Source organism: Robertmurraya phoenicis (assembly GCF_047302285.1).
In the GTDB taxonomy this organism is placed as follows: domain Bacteria; phylum Bacillota; class Bacilli; order Bacillales; family Cytobacillaceae; genus Robertmurraya.
Genome location: NZ_CP154845.1, coordinates 241,882 through 259,586 on the forward strand (window position 1 = coordinate 241,882; position 17,705 = coordinate 259,586).

16 protein-coding genes are annotated in these 17,705 nt (G+C 39.6%); 10 read left to right on the forward strand and 6 right to left on the reverse strand.

The genetic code is table 11. The features are described from left to right. The first annotated feature begins 244 nt into the window (after positions 1–244). From treC to AA0X71_RS01130, 6 genes are all read left to right on the forward strand, one after another. Positions 245–1,918: an alpha,alpha-phosphotrehalase gene (gene treC / locus AA0X71_RS01105; protein ID WP_413358239.1), complete on the forward strand. Its 1,674-nt coding sequence runs from the start codon at positions 245–247 to the stop codon at positions 1,916–1,918. 15 nt (positions 1,919–1,933) lie between these two features. Next, a complete protein-coding gene (gene treR / locus AA0X71_RS01110) occupies positions 1,934–2,650 on the forward strand; it encodes a trehalose operon repressor (protein ID WP_413358241.1) in 717 nt (238 codons plus the stop codon). Between the two features lie 191 nt (positions 2,651–2,841). Continuing rightward, the gene (locus AA0X71_RS01115; RefSeq protein ID WP_413358242.1) at positions 2,842–3,669 is read left to right on the forward strand and encodes an electron transfer flavoprotein subunit beta/FixA family protein; all 828 of its coding nucleotides are present in this window, start codon (positions 2,842–2,844) and stop codon (positions 3,667–3,669) included. Next, the gene (locus AA0X71_RS01120; RefSeq protein WP_413358244.1) at positions 3,669–4,694 is read left to right on the forward strand and encodes an electron transfer flavoprotein subunit alpha/FixB family protein; all 1,026 of its coding nucleotides are present in this window, start codon (positions 3,669–3,671) and stop codon (positions 4,692–4,694) included. The genes AA0X71_RS01115 and AA0X71_RS01120 overlap by 1 nt, the downstream gene beginning before the upstream one ends. After that, the gene (locus tag AA0X71_RS01125) at positions 4,687–5,982 is read left to right on the forward strand and encodes an FAD-dependent oxidoreductase (RefSeq protein ID WP_413358246.1); all 1,296 of its coding nucleotides are present in this window, start codon (positions 4,687–4,689) and stop codon (positions 5,980–5,982) included. The genes AA0X71_RS01120 and AA0X71_RS01125 overlap by 8 nt, the downstream gene beginning before the upstream one ends. Next, positions 5,982–6,278, forward strand: a complete 297-nt coding sequence (locus AA0X71_RS01130) for a ferredoxin family protein (RefSeq protein ID WP_413358248.1) — start codon at positions 5,982–5,984, stop codon at positions 6,276–6,278. Before AA0X71_RS01125 ends, AA0X71_RS01130 begins: the two co-directional genes overlap by 1 nt. 247 nt (positions 6,279–6,525) lie before the next feature. Here the strand turns inward: AA0X71_RS01130 and AA0X71_RS01135 are convergent, their stop codons facing one another. Together AA0X71_RS01135 and AA0X71_RS01140 are read right to left on the reverse strand one after the other, a co-directional pair. Further along, the gene (locus tag AA0X71_RS01135; protein WP_413358249.1) at positions 6,526–7,368 is read right to left on the reverse strand and encodes an aldo/keto reductase; all 843 of its coding nucleotides are present in this window, start codon (positions 7,366–7,368) and stop codon (positions 6,526–6,528) included. A gap of 65 nt (positions 7,369–7,433) precedes the next feature. Beyond that, entirely contained in the window at positions 7,434–8,648 is a 1,215-nt protein-coding gene (locus tag AA0X71_RS01140; RefSeq protein WP_413358251.1) for an MFS transporter, read from the reverse strand. Between the two features lie 279 nt (positions 8,649–8,927). Between AA0X71_RS01140 and AA0X71_RS01145 the strand changes: the two genes are divergently transcribed. Continuing rightward, a complete protein-coding gene (locus tag AA0X71_RS01145) occupies positions 8,928–9,299 on the forward strand; it encodes a winged helix-turn-helix transcriptional regulator (protein WP_413358253.1) in 372 nt (123 codons plus the stop codon). Positions 9,300–9,339: 40 nt separating this feature from the next. Here AA0X71_RS01145 and AA0X71_RS01150 read toward each other — a convergent pair whose 3' ends face one another. Next, a complete protein-coding gene (locus AA0X71_RS01150) occupies positions 9,340–10,791 on the reverse strand; it encodes a carbon starvation protein A (protein ID WP_413358255.1) in 1,452 nt (483 codons plus the stop codon). A 310-nt stretch (positions 10,792–11,101) separates the two neighbouring features. Here AA0X71_RS01150 and AA0X71_RS01155 point away from each other — a divergent pair, with 310 nt between their 5' ends. Together AA0X71_RS01155 and AA0X71_RS01160 are read left to right on the forward strand one after the other, a co-directional pair. Then, positions 11,102–11,686 carry a hypothetical protein gene (locus AA0X71_RS01155; RefSeq protein ID WP_413358257.1) on the forward strand — a complete coding sequence of 195 codons (585 nt, stop codon included), beginning with the start codon at positions 11,102–11,104 and terminating at the stop codon, positions 11,684–11,686. Positions 11,687–11,798: 112 nt separating this feature from the next. Beyond that, positions 11,799–12,053: a hypothetical protein gene (locus tag AA0X71_RS01160; protein WP_413358259.1), complete on the forward strand. Its 255-nt coding sequence runs from the start codon at positions 11,799–11,801 to the stop codon at positions 12,051–12,053. A gap of 227 nt (positions 12,054–12,280) precedes the next feature. On the opposite strand, the gene AA0X71_RS01165 is transcribed toward AA0X71_RS01160, so the two are convergent. Both AA0X71_RS01165 and AA0X71_RS01170 read right to left on the reverse strand, forming a co-directional pair. Further along, positions 12,281–13,012, reverse strand: a complete 732-nt coding sequence (locus AA0X71_RS01165; protein WP_413358261.1) for a LytR/AlgR family response regulator transcription factor — start codon at positions 13,010–13,012, stop codon at positions 12,281–12,283. Positions 13,013–13,014: 2 nt separating this feature from the next. Beyond that, a complete protein-coding gene (locus AA0X71_RS01170) occupies positions 13,015–14,751 on the reverse strand; it encodes a LytS/YhcK type 5TM receptor domain-containing protein (protein WP_413358263.1) in 1,737 nt (578 codons plus the stop codon). Positions 14,752–14,959: 208 nt separating this feature from the next. Between AA0X71_RS01170 and AA0X71_RS01175 the strand changes: the two genes are divergently transcribed. Continuing rightward, on the forward strand, positions 14,960–16,702 hold the full coding sequence (locus AA0X71_RS01175) for a methyl-accepting chemotaxis protein (protein WP_413358265.1): 1,743 nt from the start codon (positions 14,960–14,962) through the stop codon (positions 16,700–16,702). A 64-nt stretch (positions 16,703–16,766) separates the two neighbouring features. On the opposite strand, the gene AA0X71_RS01180 is transcribed toward AA0X71_RS01175, so the two are convergent. After that, positions 16,767–17,690 (reverse strand): proline dehydrogenase family protein, encoded by a 924-nt coding sequence (locus tag AA0X71_RS01180; RefSeq protein ID WP_413358267.1) that lies wholly within the window; start codon positions 17,688–17,690, stop codon positions 16,767–16,769. Between the last annotated feature and the right edge of the window lie 15 nt (positions 17,691–17,705).

Consider the following 17,705-nt stretch of genomic DNA (forward strand, 5'->3'; position numbering starts at 1 on the left):
ACTTTCGTTATTCCTCTCAGCCTAGGGACTTGCGTTTTTACGAATTTCTTACTTTATCTACATTTAGAGAGGGACATTAACGTGTTCCTCTTTTACTATTAATAATCGTGTGGAGCACTTAGCTCTTTGCAATTGGAACAGCCACGATGAAACGCATCATGAATGAGACGATTTCACAAACTACATATAGGACAGTACGTTCTCATGAAGACCAAATAAATAAGTAAAGGGCAGGTGTGTTGGTTTGACTCAGCCTTGGTGGAAAAAATCAGTTGTTTATCAAATTTATCCGAAAAGTTTCAATGACACGACAGGAAATGGAGTCGGTGATATACAAGGAATTATTCAAAAATTGGACTATCTATCGAAGCTTGGTGTTGATGTCGTATGGATTACGCCAATTTACGATTCACCACAAAATGATAACGGCTATGATATTCGTGACTATTTCAATATTTACGAGCCTTATGGAACGATGGAAGATTTTGATCAGCTTCTAGAGGAAGCGCATAAACGCAATATTAAAATTATCATGGATATCGTCGTCAACCATACGTCGACTGAACATCAGTGGTTCGTCGAATCGCGTTCTTCTAAAGATAACGAATACCGCGATTTTTATATTTGGAAGGATGGCAAAGAGGGAGAGCCACCGACAAATTGGGAGTCGAAGTTTGGAGGCAATGCATGGCAGTATGACGAACAAACGGGCCAATATTATCTCCATTTATTTGATGTGACGCAAGCGGACTTGAATTGGGAAAATGATAAAGTCCGAACAACAGTCTACGAAATGATGAAATTTTGGCTTGATAAAGGGGTCGATGGATTCCGTTTGGACGTTATTAACCTTATTTCAAAGGATCAGCATTTTTCAAATGATGAACCACCTGGGGATGGGCGTAAATTTTACACAGATGGACCGAAAATTCACGAGTATCTCCATGAAATGAATACAGAGGTATTTGCCAAATATGATATGATGACCGTGGGAGAAATGTCTTCTACCTCTATTGAAAATTGCATTAAGTATACGAATCCGAATCGAAAAGAATTGGACATGACTTTCAGCTTCCATCATTTAAAGGTGGATTATCCGAACGGGGAGAAGTGGACGAAAGCTGACTTTGACTTTTTGAAACTGAAGCAAATTCTCTCTGAATGGCAAGTGGAAATGAATAAGGGAGGCGGCTGGAACGCCTTATTTTGGTGTAACCATGACCAACCAAGAATCGTGTCTCGTTTTGGGAATGACAAGGATTATCATCGTGAATCAGCGAAGATGCTAGGAACGACAATCCACATAATGCAAGGAACGCCTTATATTTATCAAGGCGAAGAATTTGGGATGACCAATCCAAACTTTGATAAAATTGAAGACTACCGCGATATAGAATCATTAAATATGTTCCAGATTTTGAAAGACGGCGGCAAATCAGAGCAAGAAATTTACGATATTCTTAAGCAAAAATCTCGGGATAATTCAAGAACACCTGTCCAATGGGATGACAGTGAACATGCTGGTTTTACAACCGGCACCCCATGGATTGGGACAGCGGCTAATTACAAAGAAATCAATGCAAAAAACGCGGTAGCAGACGATAACTCCATCTTCTATCATTATCAAAAGCTGATTCAACTAAGAAAAAATTATGATATTGTGACAGATGGCAGCTATGAATTGCTTTTACCTGAACATGATGCTATTTTTGCTTATATACGGGAAAATGGGGATGAAAAATTACTCGTTGTAAATAACTTCTATGCAAATGAAGTTGAATTTATGCTACCTGAACATGTGGACATCAAGGATTACTCAAGTGAAATCCTTCTTTCAAACTATCCTGACTCACCTCAGGAGCCGAACGGTTTTACATTGCGTCCATATGAATCCATTGTCTACTATTTAAATAAGTAAATTGGAGTTTTTGAGATGACGAATAAGTATTTAATGATTCATAACGATATTGTCGAGAAAATAGAGGCGGGGGAACTCGCCTTCAATTCACTTTTACCATCTGAACATGAGTTGAAGGATCATTATAATACTTCCAGAGAAACGATCCGGAAGGCGTTAAATCTTTTATCACAGAATGGCTATATTCAAAAGATTAGAGGAAAGGGATCCATCGTTATAAAAAGTAAAAAGGTGGATTTCCCTGTTTCTGGCTTAACGAGCTTCAAAGAATTAACGACAAAAATGGGGAAGAAACATCGGACCATTGTCCATGAATTAGCTTTAGTAAAGCCGGAACAACAAATTCAAAGCCACTTATCAATCTCCGGCAAGGACCTCGTTTGGCAAGTTTTTCGAGTCCGACAGATCGATGGTGAAAAGGTGATCCTAGATAAGGACTACTTAATGAAAAAGTTTGTTCCGGAGCTGACAAAGGAAGTTTGTGAGAACTCTATCTATGAATATCTCGAAAATGATTTACAGCTAAATATTAGCTTTGCCAAAAAAGAAATCATCGTTGAAGAACCAACAGAAGAAGATCGAAAGCTGCTCGATTTAGAAGGGTTTCACAATGTCGTCATCATCAAAAACTATGTCTATTTAGAAGATGCAAGTCTATTTCAATATACCGAATCTCGCCATCGACCAGATAAATTTAGATTTGTAGATTTCGCGAGGCGGAATCATCTGTAATTCTGTTGAGAGAGTTCAAAACAAAAGAAGGTTTCTCTAAAATAAAGTGTCCATTCGGCATTTTTTTGAAGAGAGCCTTCTTTTTTTATGAAGAATTATCGTAATATTCGAATTTATATAGTTGCAACTTAATATAGTTAAAGTAAACAGGCTAAGGCAGGCTTCTCAGGTACAAAAAAGGAGGGGATGGGATGCTGCATATTGTAGCGTGTATTAAACAAGTTCCGGACACGAAGATTATCAAAATGAATCCAAAAACAAACACGATGGACCGAAGGACGGCACCAGCGATTTTAAATCCATATGATGCCCATGCAGTGGAAGAAGCCGTGCGCTTGAGGGAGCGTTATGGCGGTACCGTGTCCGTCTTGACGATGGGACCACCACCTGCTGTTAAGGCAATTAAGAAATGTATTGAAATCGGTGCTGATGAAGGCTATTTGATTACCGATCGGAGGTTTGCAGGAGCTGATACATTGGCGACGAGTTATGCGTTAACAAAGGCGATCAATAAAATCTCAAAAGAAAAACCTGTTGACCTGATCATTTGTGGGAAGATGTCGATTGATGGGGATACGGGTCAAGTTGGACCAGGAATCGCAAGACGTCTTGATATCCCTCCACTGACTTCTGTCAATAAAGTGGTCGAGGTAAACAAAGAAGAGGGCAAGGCGATCGTCCAGCGTAAATTGGAGGAAGGGTATGAAATTATTCAATCGGCGTTACCTTGCTTGCTTTCTGTTGAAAAAACGATCAATGAAGTACCATATTCACCGTTTCCCAATATGCTAAAAGCAGCAAAGTATAATCCTCATATTTGGTCTGTCGATGATTTAGAGGATGTTGATATTAAGCAATTAGGATTGAAGGGCTCACCTACGATCGTCTCAAAGGTATGGGCACCGCCAAAACCTGAAGGAGGCACAATGATAGAGGGGAACGCACATGAGCAGATTGACCAATTGCTTTCCATCCTGCTTGAAAAGAATGAATTGTTTACTATAAAGGGGGAATCATAATGGATTTCCAAGATTATCAAGGTATCTGGGTGTTTATCGAAGAAAACGACGGTGTGGTTGCTCCCGTATCTCTAGAGTTATTCGGAGCAGGGAGGAAGTTAGCTGACAAAAGAGGCGTAGAACTGGCAGGCGTTTTAATAGGCGAAAATATAAGGCATCTTTCAAAAACGATTTTCGAGTATGGGGCAGATGTTGCTTACGTTTACGATGCTCCGATTTTTAAACATTATCGGACTGAATCCTTTATGAAGGCGTTACTGGATTGTTCGGAAAAGCATAAGCCAGAAATCATTCTTTATGGTGCAACTTCAACAGGGAAAGACTTAGCAAGCGCAGTTGCGACAGATTTGCCGACAGGATTGACAGCAGATACAACAGAGCTTGATGTGGAAGAGGATACAGGTCTATTGCTCGCAAGCCGACCGGCCTTTGGGGGCAATATTATGGCAACGATTTTATGTAAAAAATACCGTCCACAAATGGCAACTGTCCGAGCGAAAGTAATGAAAGCGTTACCCCCAGAGCCTGGAAGGGGAGGGCGAGTAGTAGAGGAGAGCATCTTTTTGGAGGAAGAGGACATTCGTACAAAAGTGTTGGAGATTGTGAAAGAAACAACAAAGAAGGTACGGATTGATGAAGCGGATATTATCGTGGCTGGTGGTAAGGGATTAGGAAGTGCGGAAGGATTCCGGTTGGTTCGCGAATTAGCAGAAACGCTAGGTGGAGCTGTTGGGGCGAGCCGGGATGTGGTAGAGGCAGGTTGGATTGAGCACGCTCATCAAGTAGGGCAAACGGGGGTTACCGTAACGCCGAAAATCTATATTGCGATCGGCATTTCTGGAGCGATCCAGCATATTGTCGGAATGAAAAATTCTGGACTCATCATCGCCATTAATAAAGATCCAGAAGCATCAATTTTTGAGTCATGTCACTACGGAATTGTCGGAGATGCATTTGAAGTTATCCCAATTTTAATTGAACAATTTAAACAAGTAATGTCTAGAGAGGGGGTTAGTCATGTCTGATCAATTTGATGCGATTGTCGTTGGAGCAGGTCCAGCTGGGATTTCATGTGCGTATGACTTAGCGAAGGGAGGAGCCAATGTTCTACTCTTGGAAAGAGGCGAATACCCAGGCTCAAAAAATGTCATGGGAGGGGTTCTCTATCGGAAAATGATGGAGGATATCATCCCTGAATTCTATAAAGAGGCTCCATTAGAGCGTCCTATTGTCGAGCAACGTTTTATGATGATGGATAAGGAATCAGCTGTTACTTTTAGCTATAAAGGGATGGAGTGGGGCAAAGAGCCTTATAACAACTTTACTGTATTACGGGCCAAATTTGATCAGTGGTTTGCGGATAAGGCGGTTCAGCAAGGCGCTGTCCTCATTAATGAAACAGTTGTCTTGGAATGTATTGTCGAGAATGGCAAGGTCGTTGGCGTGCGTACCGATCGGCCAAATGGAGATGTATATGCAGATGTCGTTGTCCTTGCCGATGGAGTAAACTCACTTTTAGCTCAGTCGCTCGGCTTCCATAAGGAATATCGGCCAGATGAAGTGGCATTGGCGACGATGGAAATATTGAAGCTTGATAAAAAGGTGATTGAGGATCGTTTTAACCTAGAAGACAATCAAGGCTGTACGATTGAATTATTTGGAGACGCAACAAAGGGGATTCTTGGAACAGGTTTCCTGTACACGAATAAGGACACATTGAGCATTGGAGTGGGAACTCTTTTATCAGGATTGATAAAACACAAAATAAAGCCTTATGAACTGCTTGAATATGTCAAAAATCATCCGATGATTCGCCCTTACATTCAAGGAAGCGAGTCACAGGAGTATTTAGCCCATCTTATCCCAGAAGGCGGCTATAACTCGATGGGACGAATTGTCGGTGACGGGGTTATTGTTATCGGGGACGCTTCCCAATTAGTTAATGCGATTCACCGTGAAGGTTCGAATTTGGCAATGACCTCTGGAAGATTAGCAGCGGAAACAATTCTCTTAGCAAAAGAAGCAGGGGACTTTTCTGAGAAAATGCTCGACCACTACCGGGTTCGATTATTAGACGGATTTGTCGGTCAGGATATGAAAAAGTATAAGGATTCTACCCATCATTTTGATCAAAATCCTCATTATTTTGACGAGTATATCCCGATGATTAATAAAGCGGCCAGTCAAATGTTTACCGTTGATGGTCAATCAAAATGGGAAAAACAAAAGAAAATCTGGAAGGACCTTGGTACGCCAAAGGATAAAATGAAAATGGCTCGCGATATGTTTCGAGCATGGAAGGTGGTCAAGTAATGAGTGAACAGAAGAAGCATCAAACAATTGAAGAGAAGCAGTATCTTGTTCGCTTCAACGCTGATACGAAATCCCATCTTCATGTAAAGGACGAAGATATTTGTTTAACGAAATGTCCGGATAAAATATGCACCATTTTTTGTCCAGCAGAGATTTATAAATGGGAAGACATCCGCATGCATGTCGGCTATGAAGGCTGTCATGAATGTGGAAGCTGCCGTATCGGTTGTCCCCACCAAAATATCAAATGGGAATATCCAAAAGGCGGCCACGGAATTGTTTTTCGCTTAGGATAATGGGAAAAGCCGCTACCTACATTAGGTAGCGGCTTAAAAAAGGAAATTTTTTAGGATTTTGTGGACTCAGAACAGTTGCTGGACCATTATGAATTGCGTAATTCCGGAAGAATGAGCAATAATTCCGTAACTTCAGCACTTAATTCCGTAACTTTTTACTTATTTCCGTAAAAATACGATTTTTTCCGGAAAAACCATCAATAATTCCGGAAAGAGCCCCCCTCACCGTAAAGCGACCAGCCCCATCCTAGAAATCAATATTGTCTGGATCCGGCCCAACTCGATGATTTCGATTAAGTTCATTCATTGTAGTCATCTCCTCTGTCGTAAGTTCAAAATCAAATATATTGGCGTTCTCGACAATGCGGTGCTCTTTTGTTGATTTTGGAATGGTGACAACTCCATTTTGCAGATCCCAGCGTAAAATAATCTGTGCGATAGATTTGTTATATTTTTTCCCAATGGCTGCAAGGACAGGGTGATCCAGTAGCTGTCCTTGCATTAACGGTGACCATGCTTCTAGTTGAATTCCATGCTTCTGGCAAAAGTTTTGAACTTCTTCTTGCGTTAAGTACGGATGATATTCGACTTGATTAATCATCGGTTTGATTTCAGCATCTTTCATTAAATCCTCTAAATGATGAACTTGGAAGTTGCTGACACCAATTGCTTTCACTTTTCCATCCTTATAAAGGGTTTCGAGTGCTCTCCAAGCATCCTTATACTTTCCTTCAACAGGCCAGTGAACCAGATATAAGTCTAAGTAGTCTAATCCAAGTCGTTGTAGACTTGCTTCATAAGCAGCTAAAGTAGCTTCATATCCAAGATCAGCGTTCCATACTTTGGAAGTTACGAATAGTTCTTCTCTCGTAAGTCCTGCTTCTACCAGCCCTTCGCGAATCCCTTGTCCAACACCTTCTTCATTTCCATAAATCGAAGCTGTATCAATGCTACGGTAACCATGCTTAATCGCAAATTTGACCGCATTGATCAATTCGGGTCCTTCTTCTACTTTAAATACGCCAATCCCAAACCAAGGCATTTTTACTCCGTTTTGTAATACTGTTGTAGATTGTAATTGTTGTGTCATAATATTTTTTCCTCCTGTTTTTATCCTTTTTTCATTTATTTCATGATGAACTATTAATTTGTTGTCTAGTTCGCGTTCCTGTATTGTGAAAAAGACGCTGCTGTTTCTTGTTTTTCTAATTTTCTACTCAATCCTGTTAATAGTGCGGCCGCAGCCACCATGATAGCGCCCACCCATGTCGTATGGATGAGACCGATGGAGTCTGTGATGATGCCTCCTAAATAAGAACCTATTGCAATGCCAGCGTTAAATGCGGCAATATTAATCGCAGAAGCGACATCGACAGCGGATGGGACAAAACGTTCTGCAAGCATGACGACATAGACTTGTAAGCCAGGTACATTCATAAATGCCATTAATCCCATTAAGAAAATGGTGATCAGCCCAACGATTTTATATGGGGCAGTGAACATCAGTATAAAGAGCACAATCGCTTGAATGGTAAACATGTAAAATAATGCTTTCGTTGGTTGTCGATTGGAGAGTTTTCCACCAACCATGTTACCTATTGCAATCGCAATGCCGTAAATAAATAAAATAATCGCAACAACACTGTCTTTAAAGCCTGTGATCGATTGAAGAATGGGGGATAAATAAGTGAAGACAACGAACGTTCCCCCGTAGCCTAATGCAGTAATCAAAAAGACCAGCAATAAGCGACGATTTTTCACTAATTTCAATTGCTCTTTGAATGAAGCCCCTTTCCCTTTTGGTAAATTCGAAGGGACGAGAGCGCTGTTGGCAATAAAGGCGGTAAGGCCAATGATGACGATGACGATGAACGCCATTCTCCACCCAAATTGCTGTCCGATAAAGGTGCCAAAAGGAACACCCGTAACGGTCGCAACAGTTAGTCCTGTAAACATCATTGAAATGGCACTTGCCCGTCGATCTTCAGATACGAGATTAGCGGCAATTGTGGAGCCAATCGACATGAAAATCCCATGGGCAAACGCTGAAATGACACGAGCTACCAATAGGACACCAATGCTTGTGGCCCCAGCGGCAACACTATTCCCAACGATGAAGATGACCATAATCCATAGAAGAAGTGCCTTCCGAGAAATATTTGAGGTTAAAGACGTCAGAATCGGTGCCCCAAAGGTAACACCTAAAGCGTATAACGAAACGGTTAGACCTGCGTACGTAACTGATATATTTAAATCATCAGCAATTAATGGCAATAAGCCAACACTAATAAATTCTGTTGTACCAATGGCAAAAGCACTAATCGCTAACGCAAGTAAGGCAAAGGTATTTTTTCCTTTATTTATATCCATTGTGTTCCTCCATCTATAAAATCTATTCATCATGCTGCGCAACCTCCTAGATGGTTAGCATCTATTTGGACATAATGAAATAGACTATCCATTTGAACCGGCAAATGTTATTATGAGCAATGAACGATAAAAAGAAAAGTACGTACTTTAAAGTAATATAGGTACTTTAAAGTTCTATAGGTACTAAAAAGTACCTATTATGATACCAAGCTCTCGCTTTAAATCAACCTGATCTTATGGAATGATTTGCGATAAATAAATTGGAGGGGGTGTTAGGGAATGAAGAAGAAATACAATATTTCAGTGGAAGCAACGCTCGAAGTTATCGGAGGAAAGTGGAAATGTGTGATTTTGTGTCATCTCACACATGGAAAGAAAAGGACGAGCGAATTGAAAAAATTAATGCCAGACATTACTCAGAAAATGTTGACCCAACAATTACGAGAATTAGAAGCGGATGGAGTCATTAATCGCATTGTCTATAATCAAGTCCCACCAAAAGTTGAGTATGAATTAAGTGAGTATGGACGAAGTCTCGAGCATATTTTAAATGCCCTTTGCGATTGGGGAGAAACGCATATTACGAAAGTATATGGAGACAAATTTTCTGTCCTAGAAGAAAGTATTCTCAATGAGCATTTGAAATCTTAACATAAAAAAAGCATGCGCTGATAGCACATGCTTTTTTTACTTAAGCGCTCTTTTTCCAGTCAGAAATGTCTTCTTCCAGAGCGATATTGCTTTCTCGATTCTTCTTAGCGGTGATAAAGAATAGCACTATGAGGATAGCAGCACCGATAAAGCCGCCAATCCAAGAGGCATTCATAGACATCCTAAATCCAATTTGAGCATTGAGGATATAGGTGATGACCATCACGAGCATAAATGCACCTGGAATAAGTGGGATGTAGTAATTCTTTTTGGCAATGTATAAGTACATCGCACCCACGAATAACGCGATTACCGCTGTTGCTTGGTTTGCCCAGCTAAAGTATCTCCACAAGATATTGAAATCAATTTGTGTTAGCACAACAGATACAGCGAATAAAGGAATAGCAATCCATAAGCGGCTAGATAATTTCTTTTGAGCAATGTTTAAATACTCGGCAATAATCATACGTGCACTGCGGAATGCTGTGTCACCTGATGTAATTGGAAGAATGACGACGCCTAGAATGGCAAGTGTTCCACCAATTGCCCCTAACATTGCCGTTGATACTTCACTTACAACCGCACCTGGTCCACCAGCAGCTAACACTTCATTTAAGCCGTTGTAACCATCAAATAAACTCATCGCAGCTGCAGCCCAGATCATGGCGATAATCCCTTCTGCAATCATCATGCCGTAGAAAATTTTTCGTCCTTGTTTCTCTTTTTGAGTTGTACGAGAAATAATCGGTGTTTGCGTTGCATGAAATCCTGATAATGCTCCACATGTAATCGTAAAGAAGATTAATGGGAAGATCGGTGCATTGTCAGGGTGGAAATTAGATAATGATAGTTCTGGAATTGGTGCTCCAGTTACAACTAAAGCGATACCAACTCCAAGTGCACTAACAACAAGCAACGCTCCAAAATATGGATAGAGTCGACCGATAATTTTATCAACTGGTAAAAGTGTAGCTAAAATATAGTATAAGAAAATCGCGCCAATAATAATTCCTAAAGCAATTTTTCCATCCATGAGAACATGAAGTAAGCTTGCAGGTGTTGAAACGAACACCGTACCTACTAATAAAAGAAGTAAAACAGCAAAGGCATTAACAACATGCTTCATCGCTTTTCCTAAAAATTTGCTTGCAAGCTCAGGTAAATGAGCTCCGCGGTTACGAATGGAAATCATTCCTGTTAAATAGTCATGAACAGCACCAGCGAAAATACAACCAATAACAATCCAAATGAAGGCAACTGGTCCGTAAAGCGCTCCCATAATAGGTCCGAAAATAGGACCCGTTCCCGCAATATTTAAAAGCTGAATCAATGAGTTTTTCGGTGTGCTCATCGGCACATAGTCAACGCCATCACTGTTCACATAGGCAGGCGTTGCACGCTCTTCCTTTACTCCAAATACTTTTTCAACAAATTTTCCGTAAGTGAAATAACCAACAATTAAAAGAGCTATCCCCACTAAAAATGTAATCATTCGCTCTTCCCCCTTAAAATATATAAAGCGATTTCATTAAATGTTTGATAAGTTCTTGATGAAACTGTCTCTAGTATAAAGAAGGAAGTAGATTCATAGGGGGATTTTGAATGAGAAGTAGAAAATGAGTATTAAGATGCAAAATGAAAGGGTTATCATGCAAAAAAATGATAACCCTTACTTCAAGAAGGAGAATAGCCTCTTCTTATTGAAGTAAAGAAGCAGGTAATTTTTATTAAAAGCTAAAGTATTGTTAATGAATGAAATAATTAACGTAATTATTATATATCGGATAAGGGAGTGTAAATATATGAAAAAACCATTAGCAATGCGAGCAGATACACCTTATGTACTAAATTTTTTAATTTACTTGCAAAATATATATCTTAATCAAAGACAAAGGGAAGAACATCTTAAATTTCCGTATTTATCAGAGATGATTATGTTCCATGATGATTTTGAAGATAAATTCAAAGTATTATGGGAAGAACTTTTAGACAGATTATCTAAAGATGAGGCTAATGGAACGGATTTAGAAATATTCTATGATGAAAGTAATTTATTTTACGAAAAACTATTCATCCCTAATTCAGATAGCTTAAAGACATATAATGAAATTTATATAGGTTTTCGAGTTTGGTGGAGTAGTTTAGCAGGTGGTTTTTCTGTAGAAAGGTCAATTGATGACCCAATTTATAATATATATATTGAATTAAGTAATTCCTTAAAGAAAAATGAAATAAAACCAAAGAAACAATTGAAAATTAACTTGATTTATGATGAATGTGTATTGACTAATACTTATCTCCACTCTCATTTTGCAGTCATTTCAATAAAAGCCTTTCTTGACCATCAACAAGACTTGGTAAGTAAATTACAAAAATGCCTTTGTTAAACTGAAGGGGCTTTCCTTTAAGAAAATGAAGTGCTCAATATTGGTGAAGTTGTTCTACTATCGGGGCAGTTTAATGGAAGAGAAAGAATCTTGTTATAAGGGGGTTAGAATATTGAACAAAACAATGTCAATTGTCGTAAATGTGATTACGGGACTATTTGTTACGATTTCTAGTGTTCTTGGATATGGCTTTAGTGGGATTGGTGAAGGTTCTACCAATGACTTCACAATCCTTATTTGGTTGTTTATTTGGGTAATCGGTTTATTTTTACAATTCAGACTAAAAACTAGGGCAATAGGATTAATTATTACTCTCATTCCAGTTGCATACTTCCTTTACGTTTATATTGCCGCTGTAATGCTGTAATTAATTTTGTGAATAATACTAAAGCTAAAGGGTGTGCTTTAGTTTAACAATTACCTTAAATTAAGGGAAAAAGCTTGAGGGTCGGTACGGTTGTAGAAATTCACTCAAGCTTTTTGTGTACGATTTGCATTGTTATTTCTACTATGAAATCGTATATTATTTAGGTTCGATGATGATTATAGTTATTCTCCATGTTATCGGAACTACTTATGCCCATTCTACCATTATTAAATTTCCAACCGCGCCCTTAAGCCTTTTATATAATTTCGGCTAACAGGTAAGAGCTCTTTTCTTCCTGTAATCTCAAGCTGAAATGCCCCGTTAAACCAAGGAGTCAGGCGGACAACATAATCCAAATTTACGAGGAAGCTTTTATGAATTCTGAAAAATCCGCGTGGAAGGAGTCGAGCCTCTAAATCTTTAAGGGCCACTTTTGTCTCGTATTCTGTCTCCTTTGTCATGAGCTTGGTCATATTTTCCTCTCGAACGATATAGAGAATATCTTTTGGTTCGATGTAAAAAATTTCTCCTTCTGCTTCAACTGCCAGCTTTCCAGTTGACTTAATCGGCTCGGGATCTCGTTTGGCAAGAACAATCTTTTCAATTCTTTGGACCGTTTCCTGTAGCTGCTCTTCATCATACGGCTTTAATAAATAATCGATCGCTTCATAGCGAAAAGCTTCTGCTGCAAATTGAGGATAAGCAGTCGCAAAAACGACTAAAGGAATTTTCTTGAATTCTAAAAAAGCTTCCGCCACCTTCATCCCGTTCATCTTTGGCATTTCCACATCAAGGAAGACGACATCTGGCTGAAATTGAATCGCCTTCATGACTGCAGCTTCCCCAGAATCGGCTTCACCGACAATTTTAATCGTAGGAAAAGAGCTTAATAAATGCTTCAGTTCATCTCGGCTATATGGTTCATCATCCACAATAAGTGTTCGTATCGATTTTTCCATGACTATTCCACCTTATCTGCTGGTAGGGAAAATGAAATTTCCGTACCGATATCGACTTCGCTTTTAATTTGTAATGCAGCCGTCTCACCAAACATAATCGTTAAACGGCGATTTACGTTATATAAAGCAAGACCGGTTCCGCTTTCTGAAGTAATCGGATTTTTGCTTACTTGTTGTACTCTTTCTTTCGGCATTCCTACTCCATTATCTTTTATTTGAATGAAGGTATCTTCTCCATGCTTCTCGATGATGATTTCCAAAATGCAATTGTTCTCTTTATCCTGCAACCCATGTTTGATGGCATTTTCAACGAGTGGTTGAAGGGTAAGAGGTGGGATGACCTGCGTTAAAACATCCTCTTCAATTTGATAGAAAACCTTTAGTTTGTTGGTAAAACGGACCTCCTCGATCGCAAGGTAGGCTTTCACATGCTTTAGCTCTTGCTCAAGAGTTGTCACTTTTTCTGTAGTACTCGCTAAATTCTTGCGGATGAACTTTGATAGGGAAACAAGCAACTTTCTCGCCTTATCTGGATCTGTTCGTACAAGAGAAAGAATCGTGTTTAATGAATTAAAGAGAAAGTGTGGGCTAATTTGTGCTTGAAGTGCTTTGATTTCAGCTTCCTTTGCTAGGTGATAAGCATTGTCCGCATCGGCAATCTCAAGCTGATTGCTTAAAAGTGTACTTAGTCCAGTAATAAGCTCCATAATGACAGGAGTGACTTCTTTTTCCGAACGAAAATAAAATTTCAACGTCCCAATGATCTCTCCTCTTTGTTTTAAAGGAGCAATAACTGCTGCACCGAGAGGACATCCATCAACGCGACAATGAATCATCTCTTTATTAGCGACAATGATTTCACCTTTTTGGATTGCATCAATCGTAATTTCTGTTTGAATCGGGATATTGGCGCGATGATGATCTTCTCCTAATCCAACATGTGCGAGGATGTCTGTCGTATTCGTAATCGCCACTGCATTCGTATTGATTTCTTTATGGAGTATATGGCAAACAGTCCGTGCAGAATCAAAGGTCAATCCTTTTCGTAAATAAGCCAAGGTTTTGTCGGCAATTCTTAATGTTTTTTGCGCGAGAATGGCTCCGGCTTTTTCTTCCTCATTGACGACACTTTTAATAATTAAAAGAAAGAGTGCACTTCCTAGGCCATTTGCTATAATCATCGGAAGTCCGATAATCTCGACAAGTGCTGCTGCCTTTTCAAATGGACGGGAAGTGAGCAAAATGATGATCATTTGCACCGTTTCCGCAATCGCTCCAATCAGGAAGGCTGATTGTAAATGAAGCCGTTTGTGTCTTTTATGAAAGGAACCTGAAATCACTCCTGCGATAATGGCAGCGAGTCCACAAGAGAAGGCGGTAAAGCCACCTAATGTGAAGCGATGAATTCCGGCAATTAGCCCTGCACCGATCCCAACTTTATAACCTCCGAGGAGTCCGGCGATGACGATACCGACCACTCGGGAGTTCGCAATGGCTTCATCGGCAGCGAGTCCAGAAGCCCAAGGGTTAAATTGGAGACTATTAACACTTAACGTTAATCCGGAATAGGTTCCGATGATACCGAAAAATCCGAAGAAAAGGATGGCGGTAATCTGTTGTTTTCGATGAAGCTGTTCTTGGTAAATCATATCGCGAGAGAAACGAAATCTCGTCAGGATAAAGGCAATCATGACTAGAATTCCAAGACGCTCCACCATCGTAATCAACAATTCGAACATGAGAATCCTCCTTTACGTCGTGGCGTCTACCCACTGGATCATTATTTAGTAGTGTTAATTATACCAGCATTCTTATGCTTCGGAACATGTTGTTTCCTCCGCTTATTTACACGAACTTAAAAAAACCCATCTTTCTCTTAACATTGCGTTTACAAATGATCTGTATAATTTTTCATAGGACAATAGTTGTGTACTAGGAGGAATCCTTTTGAAAAAAAGCAGATTTAAAGCATTAACACCTTTGAAAAATATGAAAGGATCGGGTGAGAAATTCCTACAAAAGCTATCATTAGGGATGAGGCTATTTCTTTTGTTTATCTCCCTATTAATTCTAGCGGTTGTAGGTGTTGGAGTAAGCTCGTATATGAAAGCACAGGAAATCACGATGGATACGATCGAAAAAAGGTTAGTGAGAGAAACGGAGCTAATCGGTTATATCGCGGAAAATTTGAAGTTTGTCTATATTAGTGATGATGACTATTTTATGCAGCAACTAGAAAGTAGTGTTCGTTCTCAACAAGAGGTGCTGAAGAGAGAGGGAATTGAATCGGAAGTCATGTACATAGCTGATGGAGCCGCTATTCCTTTCAAGGTAAGTGAAGAAAGATTGCCTAATCTATCACCTGAGCTATTGAATGAAATAACCGGAATGAAAAATGGGCTCTTGCATAAGAAGATAGATAATAAGGAATACACGATCACTTTTCGGGAGTTAAGGGAGGTAGGGGGAATCTATGTGATGTTGATTCCAACGAACTCTTATTTGGAACCTGTTCAACAAATGATCTACTTTATCCTCATTGGGATTGGAATTAGCGTATTAGTCACAACGATTATTATTCTACTATTTGTTCGAACGGTTACGAAGCCTCTTAATATCCTACGCAATACGATGAGAGAGGTACGTGAAGGGAATTTCAAAATGACAACGGGAATTCATACAACGATTCCAGAAATCACGTCATTACAAAAAAGCTATCATTCGATGATTGATCATATGAGTGGGATTATTCATGAACTGCAAGAGACGACGAAAGAATTATCTCAAACAGGTGGAGATTTAATGAAATCATCTGAGCAAACGCTAGATTCAAGTCATCATCTAGTCTCCGCCATTGATTTGGTGAGGCTTGGTGCAGAGCAAACGGCTAGTAGTTCAGAGGATAATGCCAATAGCTTTAAAGAGATGAAACAACTAATTGAAGCGATGATTGCCAAAATGGAAGAAATTTTTATAAGTTCTAATAATATGAATCAAACAGCTGAAGATGGAGAAGTGAATATTAAAGAGTTAATCTCGATGATCTATCAGTTTGAGGAAGATTTTGAGCATTTGACGGGGACAATTACGGAAGTAAATCAATTCTCCAGTTCGATTACGAAGCTTGTCGGTTTAGTGCGTGGAATTTCAGAGCAAACGAAGCTGTTGGCATTGAATGCATCGATTGAAGCTGTGAGAGCAGGAGAGGCTGGAAAAGGATTTGCGGTCGTTGCTCAGGAGGTTCGCAAACTAGCAGAACAGTCTTCGAAAGCGACAGAAGATATCTCCAATGCAATTGGGAAAATGGAAAACAGTACGATCGGTGCAACGAAAGAATTTGAGCAAATGCTTGCTAAAATCAAAATCAACCTAAATATGGCTAGTGCTTCAAGAAGCTCCTTTGATGAGTTAATGAAAGAAATTGGTGAAGAAAGTAGTCGATTACAAGGAATGAAGGAAGAATTATCCCAGTTGGCTGGAATTTTGCCGAAGCTTGAACAAGCAACAGTAAGCTTCACTTCGATCTCACAAGAAACATTAGCAAGCTCAGAGGAAATGCTATCTGTTAGTGGGGACCAAATCGAGCAAATGGAAAGCACGAATCAAATTGGGAAAAAGCTTCATCACTTATCTAAAACATTAACCGAAATGGCCAATCGTTTTCAATTTGAAAAGGGAGCAAAAACATAAAAAGGTGTGAAATCAAAATCACTCAGGGGGAGAATCCCTTGAGTGATTGTTTTATTTTATTGCACTATTTTTTTGAGAAAAATCCTCTTAACGCAAACCCGACGTTTTGTGGTCTTTCTGCTAAGCGGCGCATGAAATAGCCGAACCAATCATCCCCGAATGGGACGTAGACACGCATTTTATACCCTTCTTTTACAAGGCTTTCCTGTAGTTCCTCGCGGAAACCATAGAGCATTTGGAATTCAAATTGATCACGAGGGATTTTGTTGTCCGTTGCAAATTTCTTTACCTTAGCGATGATATGATGATCATGTGAAGCAATCGCTGTGTAACTGCCACTTTGCAAATGCGCTTTAATCATCTCCATATAATTTTCATCTATCTCTTTTTTATCCTGATAAGCAACGGATGGATCTTCTTTATAGGCGCCTTTTACGAGTCGAAGCGAAATGCCCTTTAAAGCCCTTACATCATCGAGAGCACGATGCAAGTATGCTTGAATAACCGTACCAACATTATCAAACCCATACACTTCCCGGAGTTCTCGCAATATATCTAATGTTACCTGGCAATGGGAGTAGTCTTCCATATCGATTCGGACGAAATTATTCGTTCTTTTCGCCGCATCAAGAATTTGGCACATATTTTTTACACAGAAATCGCGATCAATATCTAGTCCAAGCTGCGTCATTTTTACCGATAAATGACTTTGTACGCCTGCTTTCCCAATCGCTTCAAGCGTGCGAACATTGTATTCTGTCGCAAGCAATGCTTCTTCCGTACTACTGACAAACTCTCCTAAATGGTCCAAAGTGCATAGGATTCCTTTGTCATTGAGTTCCTTCACCGAATGAATCGCATCCTCAATCGTCATCCCTGCAACCACCTGTGCGGCACCAAATTTCAGTCCCCATTTTCTAGCAGCTTTGTTCAACCCTTTATGTTGAGATACATAGAGAAAAAAATTTTTAGAAACAGTCGCTATCATACCATTTCCCCCATT

What these genes read in the sequence shown, in the direction of transcription:
- treR (WP_413358241.1), top strand. Translation starts at nt 1,934, where the DNA reads ATGACGAATAAGTATTTAATGATTCATAACGATATTGTCGAGAAAATA.
- AA0X71_RS01115 (WP_413358242.1), top strand. Translation starts at nt 2,842, where the DNA reads ATGCTGCATATTGTAGCGTGTATTAAACAAGTTCCGGACACGAAGATT.
- AA0X71_RS01120 (WP_413358244.1), top strand. Translation starts at nt 3,669, where the DNA reads ATGGATTTCCAAGATTATCAAGGTATCTGGGTGTTTATCGAAGAAAAC.
- AA0X71_RS01125 (WP_413358246.1), top strand. Translation starts at nt 4,687, where the DNA reads ATGTCTGATCAATTTGATGCGATTGTCGTTGGAGCAGGTCCAGCTGGG.
- AA0X71_RS01130 (WP_413358248.1), top strand. Translation starts at nt 5,982, where the DNA reads ATGAGTGAACAGAAGAAGCATCAAACAATTGAAGAGAAGCAGTATCTT.
- AA0X71_RS01135 (WP_413358249.1), bottom strand. Translation starts at nt 7,368, where the DNA reads ATGACACAACAATTACAATCTACAACAGTATTACAAAACGGAGTAAAA.
- AA0X71_RS01140 (WP_413358251.1), bottom strand. Translation starts at nt 8,648, where the DNA reads ATGGATATAAATAAAGGAAAAAATACCTTTGCCTTACTTGCGTTAGCG.
- AA0X71_RS01145 (WP_413358253.1), top strand. Translation starts at nt 8,928, where the DNA reads ATGAAGAAGAAATACAATATTTCAGTGGAAGCAACGCTCGAAGTTATC.
- AA0X71_RS01150 (WP_413358255.1), bottom strand. Translation starts at nt 10,791, where the DNA reads ATGATTACATTTTTAGTGGGGATAGCTCTTTTAATTGTTGGTTATTTC.
- AA0X71_RS01155 (WP_413358257.1), top strand. Translation starts at nt 11,102, where the DNA reads ATGAAAAAACCATTAGCAATGCGAGCAGATACACCTTATGTACTAAAT.
- AA0X71_RS01165 (WP_413358261.1), bottom strand. Translation starts at nt 13,012, where the DNA reads ATGGAAAAATCGATACGAACACTTATTGTGGATGATGAACCATATAGC.
- AA0X71_RS01170 (WP_413358263.1), bottom strand. Translation starts at nt 14,751, where the DNA reads ATGTTCGAATTGTTGATTACGATGGTGGAGCGTCTTGGAATTCTAGTC.
- AA0X71_RS01180 (WP_413358267.1), bottom strand. Translation starts at nt 17,690, where the DNA reads ATGATAGCGACTGTTTCTAAAAATTTTTTTCTCTATGTATCTCAACAT.